The sequence below is a fragment of the Janthinobacterium sp. SUN033 genome (genome assembly GCF_030397595.1).
GTDB classification, from domain to species: domain Bacteria; phylum Pseudomonadota; class Gammaproteobacteria; order Burkholderiales; family Burkholderiaceae_D; genus Janthinobacterium; species Janthinobacterium kumbetense.
The window spans coordinates 16,333-32,517 of the sequence record NZ_JAPQNV010000009.1; the positions used below are offsets into that span (position 1 = coordinate 16,333).

General features: G+C 62.3%; 15 protein-coding genes. 14 read left to right on the forward strand and 1 reads right to left on the reverse strand.

Annotated elements, in window-relative coordinates; translation table 11 throughout:
* Positions 1–36: 36 nt before the first annotated feature.
* The 10 genes from OX460_RS27810 (at position 37) to OX460_RS27855 (ending at position 9,139) form a co-directional block, all read left to right on the forward strand.
* Positions 37–993 (forward strand): amino acid ABC transporter substrate-binding protein, encoded by a 957-nt coding sequence (locus OX460_RS27810; RefSeq protein ID WP_099666199.1) that lies wholly within the window; start codon positions 37–39, stop codon positions 991–993.
* Between the two features lie 99 nt (positions 994–1,092).
* Positions 1,093–1,842, forward strand: a complete 750-nt coding sequence (locus tag OX460_RS27815) for an amino acid ABC transporter permease (RefSeq protein ID WP_289900588.1) — start codon at positions 1,093–1,095, stop codon at positions 1,840–1,842.
* A 1-nt stretch (position 1,843) separates the two neighbouring features.
* Positions 1,844–2,536 carry an ABC transporter permease subunit gene (locus OX460_RS27820; protein ID WP_099666200.1) on the forward strand — a complete coding sequence of 231 codons (693 nt, stop codon included), beginning with the start codon at positions 1,844–1,846 and terminating at the stop codon, positions 2,534–2,536.
* Positions 2,537–2,555: 19 nt separating this feature from the next.
* Positions 2,556–3,281, forward strand: a complete 726-nt coding sequence (locus OX460_RS27825; protein ID WP_099666201.1) for an amino acid ABC transporter ATP-binding protein — start codon at positions 2,556–2,558, stop codon at positions 3,279–3,281.
* A 37-nt stretch (positions 3,282–3,318) separates the two neighbouring features.
* Positions 3,319–4,767, forward strand: coding sequence for an amidohydrolase family protein (locus OX460_RS27830; RefSeq protein WP_289900589.1), 1,449 nt, complete (start codon positions 3,319–3,321; stop codon positions 4,765–4,767).
* Between the two features lie 151 nt (positions 4,768–4,918).
* Complete coding sequence (gene pyrC / locus OX460_RS27835) at positions 4,919–5,971, forward strand: dihydroorotase (RefSeq protein WP_289900590.1); 1,053 nt, start codon at positions 4,919–4,921, stop codon at positions 5,969–5,971.
* Between the two features lie 7 nt (positions 5,972–5,978).
* Complete coding sequence (locus tag OX460_RS27840) at positions 5,979–6,797, forward strand: DUF3025 domain-containing protein (protein ID WP_289900591.1); 819 nt, start codon at positions 5,979–5,981, stop codon at positions 6,795–6,797.
* 1 nt (position 6,798) lies between these two features.
* Positions 6,799–7,788 (forward strand): Gfo/Idh/MocA family oxidoreductase, encoded by a 990-nt coding sequence (locus tag OX460_RS27845; protein WP_289900592.1) that lies wholly within the window; start codon positions 6,799–6,801, stop codon positions 7,786–7,788.
* Positions 7,789–7,799: 11 nt separating this feature from the next.
* A complete protein-coding gene (locus OX460_RS27850; protein WP_289900593.1) occupies positions 7,800–9,014 on the forward strand; it encodes an MFS transporter in 1,215 nt (404 codons plus the stop codon).
* Entirely contained in the window at positions 9,014–9,139 is a 126-nt protein-coding gene (locus OX460_RS27855) for a hypothetical protein (RefSeq protein ID WP_255206293.1), read from the forward strand. The genes OX460_RS27850 and OX460_RS27855 overlap by 1 nt, the downstream gene beginning before the upstream one ends.
* Positions 9,140–9,146: 7 nt before the next feature.
* Here the strand turns inward: OX460_RS27855 and recG are convergent, their stop codons facing one another.
* The gene (recG, locus tag OX460_RS27860) at positions 9,147–11,249 is read right to left on the reverse strand and encodes an ATP-dependent DNA helicase RecG (protein ID WP_289900594.1); all 2,103 of its coding nucleotides are present in this window, start codon (positions 11,247–11,249) and stop codon (positions 9,147–9,149) included.
* Positions 11,250–11,426: 177 nt separating this feature from the next.
* Here recG and queA point away from each other — a divergent pair, with 177 nt between their 5' ends.
* The 4 genes from queA to secD all read left to right on the forward strand — a co-directional run bounded on the left by queA (position 11,427) and on the right by secD (position 16,115).
* On the forward strand, positions 11,427–12,482 hold the full coding sequence (gene queA / locus OX460_RS27865) for a tRNA preQ1(34) S-adenosylmethionine ribosyltransferase-isomerase QueA (RefSeq protein ID WP_289900595.1): 1,056 nt from the start codon (positions 11,427–11,429) through the stop codon (positions 12,480–12,482).
* A 1-nt stretch (position 12,483) separates the two neighbouring features.
* Positions 12,484–13,623, forward strand: coding sequence for a tRNA guanosine(34) transglycosylase Tgt (gene tgt, locus OX460_RS27870; protein WP_077408846.1), 1,140 nt, complete (start codon positions 12,484–12,486; stop codon positions 13,621–13,623).
* Positions 13,624–13,819: 196 nt separating this feature from the next.
* Complete coding sequence (yajC, locus tag OX460_RS27875; protein ID WP_077408845.1) at positions 13,820–14,152, forward strand: preprotein translocase subunit YajC; 333 nt, start codon at positions 13,820–13,822, stop codon at positions 14,150–14,152.
* Between the two features lie 97 nt (positions 14,153–14,249).
* A complete protein-coding gene (gene secD / locus OX460_RS27880; RefSeq protein ID WP_251351345.1) occupies positions 14,250–16,115 on the forward strand; it encodes a protein translocase subunit SecD in 1,866 nt (621 codons plus the stop codon).
* Positions 16,116–16,185 lie beyond the last annotated feature (70 nt).

The window sequence follows — 16,185 nt, forward strand, 5'->3', positions numbered from 1 at the left end:
TCGGAGTCCATCCGGTTTGTCCGCCCAGGAGAATTTATGAAATTGACCAAAATCATCGCCACGCTGCTCAGCGTCGGTGTCATCAGCAGCATGTCGCCAGTCCAGGCTCAGGAATTGACCGGCACCTTGGCCAAGATCAAGAAAGCCGGTTCCGTCACCCTCGGCGTGCGCGACGGCTCCGTGCCTTTCTCCTATCTCGATGACAAGCAGCAATACCAGGGTTATTCGATCGACCTGTGCATGAAAGTCGTCACGGCCCTGCAAAAGCACCTGGGCCTGAGCGAACTGAAAGTGGTGATGAGCCCCGTCACGTCGGCCAACCGCATCCCGCTGATGGCCAACGGCACCATCGACCTCGAATGCGGCTCGACGACGAACAACCTGGAACGCCAGCAGCAGGTGGCATTCGCCCCCACCATGTTCGTCATCGGCAACCGCGTGCTGTCGAAAAAAACCTCGAATATCAAGACCCTGGAAGACTTGCGCGGCAAGACCCTGGTCGCCACGGCCGGCACGTCGACCATCAAGCAGATGACCATCCTGAACAAGGAAAAAAACCTGGGCATGACGATTGCTGTCGGCAAGGACCATCCTGAATCGTTCCTGATGCTGGAAACGGGCCGTGCGGTGGCCGAAGCCAATGACGATATCCTGCTGGCGTCGCAAGTGGCCAACTCGAAAAACCCGAACGACTACGAAATCACCAAGGAAGCGCTGTCGGTCGAGCCGTACGGCATCATGCTGCGCAAGGGCGATCCAGCCTTCAAGAAAGTGGTCGATGACGCGCTGATCCGCCTGTACAAGAGCGACGATATCAACCGCATCTACGCGAAATGGTTTACCTCGCCGATCCCGCCGAAAAACATCAACCTGAAATTCCCCATGCCGCCGCAATTGAAGGCGGTCTTCACGAATCCGACCGATTCGGGCGACCCGGCTGCGTATGCGGCCGTACCGGAAGCGCAGAAGACCTCGGACAAACGGAAAAAATAACAAGAGTGCGTAACAAATCGGGGGGCGCAAGCCTCCCGTTTTATTTACGGGACGGGTGGCGGACAAGCCGCTTTCCTTGAGCTGCATGGAAGGATGATCATGAATTACAACTGGAATTGGCTCATTTTCTGGGAGATTTCTCCCGATGGCGTGGGCACGTACATGGACACCCTGTGGTCCGGCCTCGTCTGGACCCTGGCCACGGCCGGTGCGGCGTGGATCATGGCGCTGATATTGGGCCTGGTGATCGGCACCATCCGCACCCTGCCGAACAAATGGCTGGTGGGCGTGGCCAATGCCTACGTCGAATTGTTCCGCAACGTGCCGCTGCTGGTGCAGATGTTCCTCTGGTATTTCGTCATGCCGGAGCTGCTGCCGCCTGACCTGGGCGCCTGGGTCAAGTCGCTGCCGAATGCGCCGTTCGTCACGGCCGTGCTGTGCCTGGGATTCTTTACTTCGTCGCGCGTGGCCGTGCAGGTAACGACGGGCATCGAGGCGCTGCCGCGCGGGCAGAAACTGGCCGGCACGGCGCTGGGCCTGACGCTGCCGCAAACCTACCGCTTCATTTTGCTGCCGATGGCCGCGCGCGTCATCATGCCGCCGCTGACCAGCGAATTTTTGAACATCATCAAGAACAGTTCCGTGGCGCTGACCATCGGCCTGATCGAACTGACGGCCAGCGCGCGCGCCATCCAGGAGTTTTCCTTCCAGGTGTTCGAGGCGTTTTCGGCCGCCACCATCATCTACGTCGTCGTCAACCTGCTGGTGGTGGTGCTGATGCACCTGATCGAGAAAAAGGTCGCGATCCCGGGTTTCATCGTCGCCGGCGCCAAGACGGGAGGACATTGATATGTTCGGTAATTTCGACTTCGATGTCATCTCCCGCTCGTGGGTCTACCTGTTCCAGACCGGCATGGTCTTCACCCTGAAACTGACGGCGCTGGCCATGGTCGGCGGCATCGTGCTGGGCACCCTGCTGGCGCTGATGCGCCTGTCCGGTAACCGCATCGTTTCGGGGGTGGCATCGAGCTACGTCAATCTGATACGCTCGATCCCGTTGGTGCTGGTGATCTTCTGGTTCTACTTCCTGGTGCCGTATATCGCCGCCTGGGTCATCGGCGCGAACGAACCCGTGAAAGTGGGCGCGTTTCCTTCCGCGCTGATCACCTTCATCATGTTCGAGGCAGCCTACTATTGCGAGATCATGCGCAGCGGCATACAGTCGATTCCGCGTGGCCAGGTGTGGGCCGGCCAGGCGCTGGGCATGAACTACCGGCAAACCATGGGCAGCATCGTGCTGCCGCAAGCGTTCCGCAACATGATCCCCGTGCTGCTGACGCAGACCATTGTGCTGTTCCAGGACGTGTCGCTCGTGTACGTGTTGTCGATTCCCGATTTTGTCGGCGCCGCCTCGAAGATCGCCCAGCGCGACGGCCGCCTGGTGGAGATGTACGTGTTTGTCGCCGTCGTGTATTTCGTGCTGTGCTATGCCTTGTCGTTCCTGGTAAAACGCCTGCAGAAACGCGTCGCCATCATTCGCTAACCGTAAAAGAAAGAACAAGATGATTGAACTCAATAACGTCAGCAAATGGTATGGCCAGTTCCAGGTACTCACCGACTGCACCACCAATGTCGCCAAGGGCGACGTGATGGTCATTTGCGGCCCTTCCGGCTCGGGCAAGTCGACCCTGATCAAGACCGTCAACGGCCTTGAGCCGATCCAGCAGGGACAGATCATCGTCGATGGCATCAGCGTCAACGATCCGAAAACGAATTTGTCGAAACTGCGCGCGCGCATCGGCATGGTGTTCCAGAATTTCGAGCTGTTTCCGCATTTGTCGATCCGCGAAAACCTCACCATCGGCCAGATCAAGGTGCTGGGCCGCAGCGCCGACGAAGCCAATGCCAAGGGCTTGAAATACCTGGACCGCGTGGGCCTGCTGTCGCAGCAGGATAAATTCCCGGGCCAGCTGTCGGGCGGCCAGCAGCAGCGCGTGGCGATCGCCCGTGCGCTGTCGATGGATCCGATCGCCATGCTGTTCGACGAACCCACGTCGGCGCTGGACCCGGAAATGATCAACGAAGTGCTCGACGTGATGGTGGGCCTGGCGCAGGAAGGCATGACGATGATGGTCGTCACCCACGAAATGGGCTTTGCCAAGCGTGTGGCCAACCGTATCGTCTTCATGGATCAGGGCAAGATCATCGAAGATTGCAGCAAGGATGACTTCTTCAACACGACGCGCTCGGACCGCGCGCGCGATTTCCTCGCCAAGATCATCCACTAAATTTCCATCACTTTGAAGTAGAGTACCAATGCATGTCATGAAAAAAATAGCCGGCGCCATGCTGGCGCTGGGCCTGCTCGCCCATGCCCACGCGGCCGACAAGATCGCCGTTGACATCGCCCTGCGCGACGCCACCCTGATCGACGTTGCTGGCGGTCGCGCCGTCAACGGCAAGACCGTGCTGCTCAAGGGTGACAGCATCGTCGCCGTCGTCGACGACGCGCAGTTGCGCAGCTACGCGCCGAAGCAGACCATCCGCCTGCCCGGCAAATACCTGATGCCGGGCCTGTGGGACACGCATGTGCACTTTGGCGGCGGCCCCGAGCTGATCGACGAGAACAAGCAGTTGCTGCCCCTGTACCTGGCGCACGGCATCACCACGGTGCGCGACTGCTCGGGCGACTTGCCCGACACGGTGCTGGCATGGCGCCGGCAGATCAACGCAGGTCAGTTGCAAGGGCCGACCATCTTCACGTCGGGCGCCAAGCTCGAAGGCATCAAGCCGTTGTGGAAGGGCACCATCGAAGTGGGCACGCCGCAGGAAGTCACGCGCGCGCTCGACGGCCTGCAGGCGCAGCAAGTGGACTTCGTGAAGATCACGGAAAACACGCTGAAGCCTGAGCTGTACCTGGAAGCGCTGCGCCAGGCGCGCGAACGGGGCATGCGCACCTCGGGCCATATCCCTGTGCAGCTCACATTGGAGCAGATGGCCGATGCGGGCCTGGGCACGATCGAACATCAATCGTATTTGCTGCGCGCCACCACGCCGCGCGAGCAGGAACTGACGGACAAGGTGGCCGCCGGCGCGATGACGGGCAAGGAAGCCATGCACGCAAGCGTGCAAAGCTACGACGAGCCGACGGCGCGCAAGGCCTTCAGCTACCTGGCCGCGCGCGGCACGGCCATCGTGCCTACCCTGTGGGGTTCGCGCGTGACGGCTTACCTGGACCGCGAAGACCACACGCACGATCCGGCCCTGCAATACATCGGCAAGGGCTTGCGCGCCACCTACGACTGGCGCGTGCAGCGCGCCGCCAAGGATGGCCCGGAAGCCATCGCCCAGCGCCACACGCAGTTCGAGCAATCGGCAAAGCTGCTGCCGATCTTGCAGCAGCAGGGCGTGAGCATCATCGCCGGCACGGATGCGGGCTTTTTGAATTCCTTCGACTACCCGGGCCAGGCCTTGCACGATGAAATCGGCCTGTACGTGCAGTATGGCTTGACGCCGCAGCAAGCCTTGCAGGCTGCCGTCATCAACGGTCCCCGCTTCCTGGGCAAGCTGGATCGCTATGGCAGCGTGGCGGCAGGCACGGCGGCCGACCTGCTGGTTCTCGACGCGAATCCGCTGCAGGACATCGGCGCCACGCGCCAGATCCGCCTGGTGGTCAGTCGTGGCCAGGTGTACGACCGCGCCGCGCTGGACCGGATGCTGGCCGATATCCGCGCCTGGGTGGCGAAGCAGGAGGCGCCGCCTGCCAAATCCTGATGCGCGTGTACTCTTGATATTGAAAACGGCCGGCGCATACCGGCCGTTTTGCCGTCCGGGAGGCCACGCATACAGGTGATCCTGGCCGGCGGGACGACCCCGCGGCTGGTAAAATGGCGCTATTCGCAATGACCGCCTGAGAGCAGCCGCCATGTCCACACTCGATCACACCCCAGCCTCCATCACCATCACCCGTCCGGATGACTGGCATTTGCATCTGCGCGACGGCGCCGTCATGGCCAGCGTGCTGCCGCACAGCGCGCGCCAGTTCGGCCGCGCCATCGTCATGCCGAACCTGAAGCCGCCCGTCACCACCACGGCCGATGCTAGCGCCTACCGCGAGCGCATCCTGGCCGCCGTGCCGCAAGGCGTGAACTTCGATCCGCTGATGGTGCTGTACTTGACGAACAACACCTTGCCCGACGAAATCCGCCGCGCGCAGGATAGCGGCATCGTGCAGGCCGTCAAATTGTATCCGGCCGGCGCCACGACGAATTCCGACCTAGGCGTGACGGATTTGAAAAATTGCTACAAGGTGCTCGAAGTGATGCAGGAAGTGGGCATGCCCTTCCTCGTGCACGGCGAAGTGACGGATCCGGAAATCGATATTTTCGACCGCGAAGCCGTCTTCATCGAGCGCGTGATGCGCCCGCTGCGCAGCGCCTTCCCGGCCCTGTCCGTCGTGTTCGAACACATCACCACCAAGGATGCGGCGCAGTACGTGGCCGAAGCGGAAGGCCCCATCGCCGCCACCATCACTGCGCACCATCTGCTGTACAACCGCAACGAGATTTTCAAGGGCGGCATCCGCCCGCATTACTACTGCCTGCCCATCCTCAAGCGCGAAGAGCATCGCCTGGCGCTGATGACGGCGGCCGCCAGCGGCGACGAGCGCTTCTTCCTCGGCACGGATTCTGCACCGCACGCGCAAGGCGCCAAGGAAATGGCCTGCGGCTGCGCCGGCTGCTACACGGCCCTGCATGCGATGGAAATGTATGCGGAAGCGTTCGAACGGGCCGGCGCGCTCGACAAGCTGGAAGCGTTCGCCAGCTTCCACGGCCCCGCCTTCTACGGCGTGCCGCGCAACACGGACACCATCACCCTGAAGCGCGAAAGCTGGACCTTGCCGGCTTCGCTGCCACTGGGCGACAGCCATGTGATTCCGCTCAATGCGGGCGAGCAGATTAACTGGAAAATGGTGTAAATACTCCATGCTGCCATCGATAGACTGGACCCGTCCCTGGTTTGCCACGGTGCTGCCGGCGCGACGGCAGCTGGACCTACAGCGCGACACGGTGATCGCTGCATTGAACGGTCGGGCACGGGCGCTGGACTTGCGCAATCCCTCCGGTCTGCCGCTGGCTTTCGTGCCGCAAGCGGACCTGCCCGATGGCGTCGCCTACGAGGAGTTCATTGGCGCGACGGGCGGCGTACCCACGCGCGACAATCTGCACGATTTTTTCAACGCGCTCGTGTGGCTCACCTTCCCGCGCATCAAGCGGCAATTGAACGCGCTGCAGGCGGCGCAGATCGCCCTGTCTGGCGTGGGAAAATCGCGTGGTCCCGCACGCGACGGCGCGACGATTTTTGACGAAAATTCCGCCTTGCTGGTGCTGCGCGACAGCGATGCGGGGCGCGCGCTGGATGCGGCGTTGCGCGGGCATGACTGGCGCAGCGCGTTCATTGCGCAGCGCGACAAGTTTGACGCGGGCGGCGACGCCGAGGTCTGGCTGTTCGGCCACGCGCTGATGGAAAAACTGGTGGCGCCGCGCAAGGCCATCACGGCGCATACGCGCGTGATCTTCGCCGGCGACGCCTATTTCACCCTGGACGATGCGGCACGCCGCGCCTGGCTCGACGAGCGGGTGGCGCAGGATCTGGCGCAACAAGGCCTCACTACGGCGGACTTCACGCCGCTACCCGTGCTCGGTTTGCCCGGCTGGTGCGAGGGCCAGGACGACGATTTTTACAATGACGCGGCGGTGTTCCGCCCGAAGCGCAAGGTGGCTGGCGCAGAAAGAGAGCAATAGCATGGAAAATACCGTCCGCTGGGGCATCCTCGGCACCGGCAAGATCGCCCGCGCGATGGCCAATGGCTTGCGCGATGCGCCCGGTGCGCAACTGGTGGCGGTGGCTTCGCGCAGCGAGGCTGGCGCACAGGCCTTCGGCACCGAATTCGGCATCGAGCGTTGCCACGGTTCCTACCAGGCGCTGGCCATGGACCCGGATGTGGATGTGATCTATATCGCCACGCCGCACACCCTGCATGCTGAAAATGCCATGCTGTGCCTGGCCGCCGGCAAGCACGTCGTGTGCGAAAAACCGTTCACCATGAATGCGCGCGAAGCGCAGGCCGTGGTCGATATGGCACGCGACAAAAAACTGTTTTTGATGGAAGCCATGTGGAGCCGTTTCCTGCCCGCCGTGCAGGAAGCGCAGCGCATCATCGCCAGCGGCGAAATCGGTGTGCTGCAGCAGGTGCAGGCCGACATCGGCTTTGTCGCCAATTTCCCGCCCGAGCACCGCATGTTCAATCCCGAACTCGGCGGCGGCGCGCTGCTCGACGTGGGCATCTATCCGCTGTCGATGGCGGCCTTCTTCCTCGGCCCCGTATCGCAGGTACAGGCGCTGGCCGAGATGGGCGCCACAGGCGTCGATGAGCAGGTCGTGTTCTCGCTGCGGCACGCGGGCGGGGGCACCTCGTCCTGCGCCTGCAGCCTGCGCGCGCAGACGCCGACGGAAATGACCATTTCCGGCAGCCTGGGGCGGATTCGGCTGCCCAACCGTTTTTACAAACCCGACCACCTGATCGTCGAAACGATGGATGGCGAGCGCCGTGTCGTCGCCGCGCCCCATCTGGGCAATGGCTACGCGCACGAGGCGATCGAAGCGATGCGATGCATCCGCGCCGGCTTGCTGGAAAGTCCCGTCATGCCGCATGCGGACAGCGTGGCGCTGATGCACAACCTTGACACCATGCGTGGCCAGATCGGCCTCGTGTACCGAGCCGACCAGGCGTGAACAGGAACCCCATGACATTGCACCCATCCCGTCCCAGCCTGAAAACCGTCCTCATCGCCAGCGGCGTCGTGCTGACCCTGGCGATGGGCGTGCGCCATGGCCTGGGTTTCTGGATGCAGCCGATCTCGCAAGCGAATGGCTGGACGCGCGAAACGTATTCGCTGGCGCTGGCCATGCAAAACCTGATGTGGGGCGTCTTCGGCCCGTTCGCCGGCATGGCGGCCGACCGTTTCGGCACCATGCGCGTCGTCATCGTCGGCGCCATCAGCTACATGGCGGGCCTGGTGTGGATGGCGCTCGTGACGCAGCCCACGCTGTTCATCGTCGGTTCCGGCATCTTCATCGGCCTGGCGCTGGCCTGCACTGCCTTTGGCGCCATCAGCGGCATCATCGGCCGCAGCGCGCCGCCCGAGCAGCGCTCGTGGGCCTTCGGCATCTCGTCGGCGGCCGGCTCGTTCGGCCAGTTCCTGATGATGCCAGTCGAGCAGCAACTGATTTCCGCCGTGGGCTGGCAAAACGCCTTTTATGTGCTGGCCGCGCTGGTGCTGCTGGCCATGATCCCGATGGCCTTCTACTTGCGCGAGCCGCCCGTGTCGCACGCCGGCGGCCCGCAGCAAAGCGTGGGCGCCGCCTTCAGCGAAGCCATCGCCAGCCGTTCGTTCTGGCTGCTGCTGGCAGGGTATTTCGTGTGCGGCTTCCAGCTGGTGTTCATCGGCGTGCACTTGCCGGCCTACCTGAAGGACCAGGGCCTGATGAATCCGAATATCGCCGTCACGGCACTGGCGCTGATCGGCCTGTTCAACATCGTGGGCTCCTACTATGCGGGCAAACTCGGTGGCAAGATCGCCAAGCGCTACCTGCTGTCGGCCATCTACGTGACGCGCGCCGTGGTCATCACCGTGTTCCTGCTGGCGCCTTTGTCGGCGTGGTCCGTGTACCTGTTCGCCGCCGGCATGGGCGTGCTGTGGCTGTCGACCGTGCCGCTGACGAACGGCATCATCGCCGGCATCTTCGGCGTGAAGCATCTGTCGATGCTGGCGGGGATGGTGTTCTTCTCGCACCAGGTGGGCAGTTTCCTTGGCGCGTGGCTGGGCGGCTATCTGTACGAGCACCAGGGCAGTTACCACATCGTGTGGATGATCACCATCGGCCTGGGCCTGCTGGCCGCGCTGATCAACCTGCCCATCGACGAGCGCGCCGTCAAGCGCGTGGCGGTGGCCGCGTAATGGCCAGCTGGCGCACATGGCTATGGCGCCTGGCTGGCGCCGCGCTGCTGGCTCTTGTCTTCCTGGCCTATCTGCGGCCCGACTTCATGCTGGATCTGGCGAACCGCTTCTGGATGTGCATGTAGGGCGTACTTAGACTTTCAGGAATTCCTCTTTCCCGCCCAGCCAGCGGGCCAGGTGCGCTTCCACGGTGGCCGCGGCGGCCGTCGTGGTGGCGTGCAGCAGGTCGTGCGCCACGTCGCGCGCCTGATCTACTAACCATTGATCCGTTTCCAGGTCGGCGAAGCGCAGCATGGCCTGGCCGGACTGGCGCGCGCCAAGAAATTCGCCGGGGCCGCGGATTTCCAGGTCGCGGCGGGCGATTTCAAAACCGTCCGTCGTTTCGCGCATGGTCATCAAACGCTGGCGCGCCACGCCGCCCAAGGGGCCCTGATACAGCAGCAGGCAGACGCTGGCCGCCGTGCCGCGGCCCACGCGGCCGCGCAGCTGGTGCAGCTGCGACAAGCCGAAGCGCTCGGCGTGCTCGATCACCATCAGCGAGGCGTTCGGCACGTCGACGCCCACTTCGATGACGGTGGTGGCCACCAGCACGTGGATATGCCCGGCGATGAAGGCGTCCATCACTTCCTGCTTTTCCGCCGGCTTCAGGCGGCCGTGCACGAGGCCCACCTGCAGCGCGGGCAGGGCTTCGGCCAGCATCATGTAGGTGTCGGTGGCCGTCTGCAGCTGCAGCGCTTCCGATTCCTCGATCAGCGGGCAGACCCAGTACACCTGCCGGCCTTCCAGCGCGGCCGCATACACGCGGGCGATGACTTCGTCGCGGCGGTTCTGGTCGATGGCGCGCGTGACGATGGGACTGCGGCCCGGCGGCAGCTCGTCGATCACCGACACTTCCAGGTCGGCGTAATACGTCATGGCCAGGGTGCGCGGAATCGGCGTGGCCGACATCATCAGCTGGTGCGGCACGGCCGCGCTGTCGCCCTTGTTGCGCAGGGTCAGGCGCTGGCCCACGCCGAAGCGGTGCTGCTCGTCGACGATGACCAGGCCCAGTTTGGCAAACAGCACATTGTCCTGGATCAGCGCATGCGTGCCGATCACCAGTTGCGCTTCACCCGATTCGATCAGGGCCAGCGCCGCCGTCTTTTCTTTTTTCTTCAGGCTACCCGTCAGCCAGGCCACCTTCACACCCAGCGGTTCCATCCAGGCGGCGATCTTGCGGAAGTGCTGCTCGGCCAGTATCTCCGTGGGCGCCATCAGCGCGGCCTGGTAGCCGCTGTCGATGGCTTGCGTGGCCGACAGGGCGGCGACGACCGTCTTGCCGCTGCCGACGTCGCCTTGCAGCAGGCGCTGCATCGGGTAGGGCTGGCGCAGGTCGGCGCGGATTTCCTCGAGCACGCGCGCCTGCGCACCCGTCAGCTTGAAGGGCAGGGCGGTGCCGAAGGCGTTCGATAAAGTCCCGACGACGGGCAGCGAGGCGGCGCCTTTCGAGCGGCGCGCGCGCTGGGCGCGTTTGAGCGACAGCTGCTGCGCCAGCAGTTCATCGAACTTCATGCGCACCCAGGCCGGGTGCGAGCGGTCCATCAGCGCGCTTTCATCGATATCCTGCGGCGGATAGTGCAGCAGGTGCACGGCGGCGCGGAACGGCGACAGCTGCATGTCGCGCAGCAGATGATCGGGCAAGGTGTCTTGCCAGTCGATGCGGCGCATGGCGTCGGCGATTTCGCGCCGCAGCACGTGCTGCGACAGGCCTTCGCCGGACGGGTACACGGGCGTCAGGGCTGTGGGCAGCGGCGCGCCTTCGTTGACCACCTTATACGTCGGGTGCACCATCTCGGCGCCGAAGAAGCCGTGTTTGAGTTCTGCGCGCGCGCGTACCCGCGTGCCTTCGGCCAGTTGCTTGACCTGGCTGCCATAAAAATTCATGAAGCGCAGCAACAAATTGCCCGTTTCATCGGCGATCGTCACCAGCAATTGCTTGCGCGGCTTGAAATTGACTTCGCACTTGGTGACGATACCCTCGACTTGCCACGACTCGCCGCCGCGCAGGCAGGCGTCGCGTATCGTGTAGACCTTGGTTTCATCCTCGTAGCGCATCGGCAGGTGCAGCACCAGGTCCATATCCGTGCGCAAGCCCAGTTTGGCCAGCCGGCTTTCCGTGCTGACCACTTTTTTGGCGGCTTTCGGCTTCGCGGCGGGCTTGGCTGCGGGAGGAAGATCGGGCTTTGGATCGGACATATGCAAGGTTTTGGTGCCGCTAGCGTAAAATAGAGGGTTGTCCGGCACACCCTGTGCGTACCGCAGTCGTAGTTGTTGCGGCGGATTATTGTAATGCCTGTATAGGCGCACAGTATAGTGCCAGATGTTCCATTGCGCACTCCTAATCATTTTTGACGTACTTTTGAAGCAAAACGCATGTATTCGCTTTCCGATTTCGATTTTAATTTGCCGCAAGAAAACATTGCGCAAACTCCGTTGGCCGAGCGCAGCGCCTCGCGCCTGTTGCATCTGGACGGCGACGCCCTGGTTGACCGCAGCTTTGCCGATATCGTCGGGCTGTTGCAGGCGGGCGACCTGCTGGTGATGAACGATACGCGCGTGCTCAAAGCGCGCTTCTTCGGCGTCAAGGAAAGCGGCGGCAAGATTGAGGCGCTCGTCGAGCGCGTGCTGGACGACCGCACCGTGCTGGCTCAGGTGCGCGCCTCGAAGTCGCCGCCGCCCGGTTGTCGCATCCGCCTGGCCGATGCCTTCGACGTGACCGTCGGCCAGCGCGCCGGCGAATTTTTTACGCTGCACTTCGACGCCGACGTGTTCGAGCTGATCGAGGCGCATGGCCGTTTGCCGCTGCCGCCCTATATCGAGCACGATGCGGACGAATTTGACGAAACGCGCTACCAGACCGTGTTCAACAAGGTGCCCGGCGCCGTGGCGGCACCGACGGCCGGCCTGCATTTTGACCAGGCCTTGCTCGACCAGCTGAAAGCGAAGGGCGTCAACTTTGCCTATGTGACCCTGCACGTGGGCGCCGGTACCTTCCAGCCCGTGCGCACGGAAGTGCTGGCCGAACACAAGATGCATACCGAGTGGTACACCATGCCGCAGGAAACCGTCGACGCCGTGCGCGCCGCCCAACTTGCCGGGCGCGACGTGGTGGCCGTCGGCACGACCAGCCTGCGCGCGCTGGAATCGGCCTCGCAAAGCGGCCAGCTGGTGGCGGGCAGCGCCGATACGGCCCTGTTCATCACGCCCGGCTATGCATTTAAAACGGTAACGCGCCTGATCACCAACTTCCATTTGCCGAAGTCGACCCTGCTGATGCTGGTGTCGGCCTTTGCCGGCTATGAGCCGATCCGCAGCGCCTACGCGCATGCGATCGCGCAGAATTACCGTTTCTTCAGCTATGGCGACGCGATGCTGCTCACCACGCAATCGCGCGCTGCGCTGAACCTTGATACTCCCGTGAAAGACTGACATGCTGGAATTTAAACTACTCAAGACCGACACGAGCGGCCTGACCAAGGCACGCCGCGGCACCTTGAAACTCAACCATGGCATCGTGCAGACGCCGATCTTCATGCCAGTGGGCACTTACGGTTCCGTGAAGGCCATGTCGCCGCTGGAACTCAACGAGATCGACGCGCAGATCATCCTGGGTAACACGTTTCACCTGTGGTTGCGTCCAGGCAACACCGTCATGGAGAAATTCGGCGGCTTGCACGGTTTCATGGGCTGGAACAAGCCGATCCTGACGGATTCGGGCGGCTTCCAGGTGTTTTCGCTGGGCGCCATGCGCAAGATCACGGAAGAGGGCGTGCATTTCAATTCGCCCATCAATGGCGATAAATTGTTCCTCTCGCCGGAAGTGTCGATGCAGGTGCAGCGCGTCTTGAATTCCGACATCGTCATGCAGTTCGACGAATGCACGCCGTACGAAATCCAGGGCCGTCCGGCCACCATCGAGGAAGCGGCCAAGTCCATGCGCATGTCGCTGCGCTGGGCGCAGCGCTCGAAGGATGAATTCCACCGCGGCGAAAACCCGAATGCGCTGTTTGGCATCGTGCAGGGCGGCATGTTCGAAATGCTGCGCGACGAGTCGCTGGCCAAGCTGGAAGAGATCGATTTCCCCGGCATCGCCATCGGCGGCCTGTCCGTCGGCGAGCCGAAGGAAGACATGATGCGCATGCTGGCCCACGTGGGTCCGCGCTTGCCGGCCAACAAGCCGCATTATCTGATGGGCGTGGGTACGCCGGAAGACCTGGTCGCGGGCGTATCGAACGGCATCGACATGTTCGACTGCGTCATGCCGACGCGTAACGCCCGCAATGGCTGGCTGTTTACCCGTTTTGGCGACATCAAGATCAAGAACGCCAAGTACAAGGAAGACCAGGCGCCGCTGGACGAGACCTGCAGCTGCTACGCCTGCCGCAATTTCTCGCGCGCGTACCTGCACCATTTGCATCGCTCCAAGGAAATCCTCGGTGCGCGCCTGAACACCATCCACAACCTGCATTACTACCTGGACTTGATGCGTCAGATGCGCGAGGCGCTGGACGAAGACCGTTTCCACGCGTTTACCCTGCAATTCCATGCGGAACGCGCACGCGGAACTTAAGAAAAGCTTAGCTTGAGTCCTGGCTGCGGCATGGCCGGAAGTTTTGTGTATTGGTGCTTGGACTGGGGCGATAAAGCATTGCATAATGCTTTTTTAGCCCCATTTAAAGTTGCCATGCCTGCAATTCGGGTTATGACGTATAGCCAATGCTAGAATACAGCGCTATTTTTTCAAACTGATTAGAACTGGAGTCACCGTGTTTTTCATTTCCAACGCTTATGCGCAAGCCCCAACCGAAGCCCTGGGCCTCGGCGGCAACCTGACCAGCTTCCTGCCGCTGGTATTGATGTTCGTGGTCATGTATTTCCTGATGATCCGCCCACAGCAAAAACGCGCCAAAGAACAACGGGCGATGATGGACGCGCTGGCCAAGGGTGACGAAGTCGTCACCGCCGGCGGCATGCTGGGCCGTGTTTCCAAGGTAGTGGACGCTTACGTCACCATCGAAGTGGCGGCCGGCACCGAAATCACGGTGCAAAAGAGTTCCATCACCACCTTGCTGCCTAAAGGCACCCTGAAGGCGCTGTAATTCCTCGCTGTCATTGCCTTGGCAATGATAGATCCGGGGCGGCTATCGGCCGCCCCTCGCGACGCCTCCGACGCTCAACACTGAACGCTGAATCACTATGAATCGCTATCCTGCCTGGAAATACATCATCATCGTCGTCGCCTTATTGCTGGGCGCACTCTATACGGCGCCCAACTATTTCGGTGAGTCACCGGCGCTGCAAGTAACCAGCGGCAAGTCGACCGTCAAAGTGACGGGCGAGCTGATGACGCAAGTCGAGCAAATATTGACGAAAGAGAACGTCAAGTCGGAAGGTGTCACCATGGATGGCGCCGGCAATCTCGCCTCCGTGCGCGTGCGTTTTGCCGATCCCGATACCCAGTTCAAGGCAAAACTGGTGCTGGAAAAGGATCTGAACCCCGATTCCACCGATCCCGCGTTCATCGTGACGGTCAACCTGCAAGCCAATACCCCAATGTGGATGCAAAAATTGCATGCCTTGCCCATGTTCCTGGGCCTGGATTTGCGCGGTGGCGTGCACTTCCTGATGCAGGTCGATGCGAAAGCCGTACTGAACAAGAAAGTCCAGGGCGTCCAGTCCGCCGCGCGTAGCGTGTTGCGTGACAAGAATATCCGCCATGCGGGCATCGAGCGCGTGGGCGACAGCGTGCAAATCAACTTCCGTGACGCCGAGACGCGCCTGAAGGCAAAAAATGTCCTGTCCGACCAGATGACGGAACTGGCGTTCGTCGATGCGGGCGAAGGCAGCGATTTGAAACTGAACATCACCCTGAAACCGGCGGCCCTGAAGGCAACCATCGACGAAGGCGTCAAACAGAATATCTCCACCCTGTCCAAGCGCGTCAACGAGCTGGGCGTGGCCGAGCCGCTGATCCAGCAGCAAGGTCCTGACCGCATCGTGGTGCAATTGCCTGGTGTGCAGGACGTGGCCCGCGCGAAGGCCATCATCGGCCGCACGGCGACTCTGGAAGTGCGCCTGGTCGATGAAACCATCGTGCCTGGCACCGAACTGTCGAGCGCCATCCCGTTCAACTCGGAACTGTTCACCGTCGGCAAGGGCGTCCCTGTCGTGCTGGCGAAAGACGTGATCCTGACGGGCGACTATATCTCCAGCGCCACGGCCAGCTTCGACCAGAATCAGCAAGCGGCCGTGTCGATCGACCTGAATGGCGACGGCGGACGCAAGATGCGCGAAGCGACGCGCGAGCGCGTCGGCAAGCGCATGGCCATCGTGCTGTTTGAAAAAGGCAAGCCGGAAGTGCTGTCGGTTGCGACCATCCAGCAGGAACTCGGTTCGCGCTTCCAGATCACCGGCATGGGCGGCGCGGAAAACGCGAATGAACTGGCGCTGCTGTTGCGCTCGGGCGCTCTGTCCGCACCGATGACCGTCATCGAAGAACGCACGATCGGACCGCAGCTGGGCGCGGAAAACATCGCCAAGGGCTTCCACTCGACCCTGTACGGCTTCATTGCCATCGCCATCTTCATGATCGCCTACTACATGCTGTTCGGCGCCTTCAGCGTACTGGCCTTGGCCACCAACCTGCTGCTGCTGGTCGGCTTGCTGTCGATGATACAGGTGACGCTGACCTTGCCAGGTATCGCCGCTATCGCGCTGGCGCTGGGCATGGCGATTGACGCCAACGTGCTGATCAATGAACGTATCCGCGAAGAGCTGCGCGCCGGCAATACGCCGCAAGCGGCGATCGCCGCCGGCTTCGACCGCGCCTGGGCCACGATTCTCGATTCGAACGTGACCACCCTGATCGTCGGCCTGGCGCTGCTGGCCTTCGGCAGCGGCCCGGTGCGCGGCTTTGCCGTCGTACATTGCCTGGGGATCCTGACCTCGATGTTCTCCTCCGTTTTCGTCTCGCGCGGCGTGGTCAACCTCTGGTATGGCCGCAAGAAAAAGCTGACGACCTTGTCGATCGGCACGGTCTGGGTACCGGGCACCAGCAAATAAGCCAGGGCTCCGACTTACCGAATAGCGTCAACAGCGATAGCGTCCGGCAGCCCAGCCGCCGGACGCACAG

Coding starts and splice junctions, on each gene's coding strand:
- OX460_RS27855 (WP_255206293.1), top strand. CDS start 9,014: ATGGCCAGCTGGCGCACATGGCTATGGCGCCTGGCTGGCGCCGCGCTG.
- secD (WP_251351345.1), top strand. CDS start 14,250: ATGAATCGCTATCCTGCCTGGAAATACATCATCATCGTCGTCGCCTTA.
- OX460_RS27825 (WP_099666201.1), top strand. CDS start 2,556: ATGATTGAACTCAATAACGTCAGCAAATGGTATGGCCAGTTCCAGGTA.
- OX460_RS27840 (WP_289900591.1), top strand. CDS start 5,979: ATGCTGCCATCGATAGACTGGACCCGTCCCTGGTTTGCCACGGTGCTG.
- OX460_RS27820 (WP_099666200.1), top strand. CDS start 1,844: ATGTTCGGTAATTTCGACTTCGATGTCATCTCCCGCTCGTGGGTCTAC.
- OX460_RS27845 (WP_289900592.1), top strand. CDS start 6,799: ATGGAAAATACCGTCCGCTGGGGCATCCTCGGCACCGGCAAGATCGCC.
- OX460_RS27830 (WP_289900589.1), top strand. CDS start 3,319: ATGAAAAAAATAGCCGGCGCCATGCTGGCGCTGGGCCTGCTCGCCCAT.
- OX460_RS27815 (WP_289900588.1), top strand. CDS start 1,093: ATGAATTACAACTGGAATTGGCTCATTTTCTGGGAGATTTCTCCCGAT.
- OX460_RS27850 (WP_289900593.1), top strand. CDS start 7,800: ATGACATTGCACCCATCCCGTCCCAGCCTGAAAACCGTCCTCATCGCC.
- queA (WP_289900595.1), top strand. CDS start 11,427: ATGTATTCGCTTTCCGATTTCGATTTTAATTTGCCGCAAGAAAACATT.
- recG (WP_289900594.1), bottom strand. CDS start 11,249: ATGTCCGATCCAAAGCCCGATCTTCCTCCCGCAGCCAAGCCCGCCGCG.
- pyrC (WP_289900590.1), top strand. CDS start 4,919: ATGTCCACACTCGATCACACCCCAGCCTCCATCACCATCACCCGTCCG.
- tgt (WP_077408846.1), top strand. CDS start 12,484: ATGCTGGAATTTAAACTACTCAAGACCGACACGAGCGGCCTGACCAAG.
- OX460_RS27810 (WP_099666199.1), top strand. CDS start 37: ATGAAATTGACCAAAATCATCGCCACGCTGCTCAGCGTCGGTGTCATC.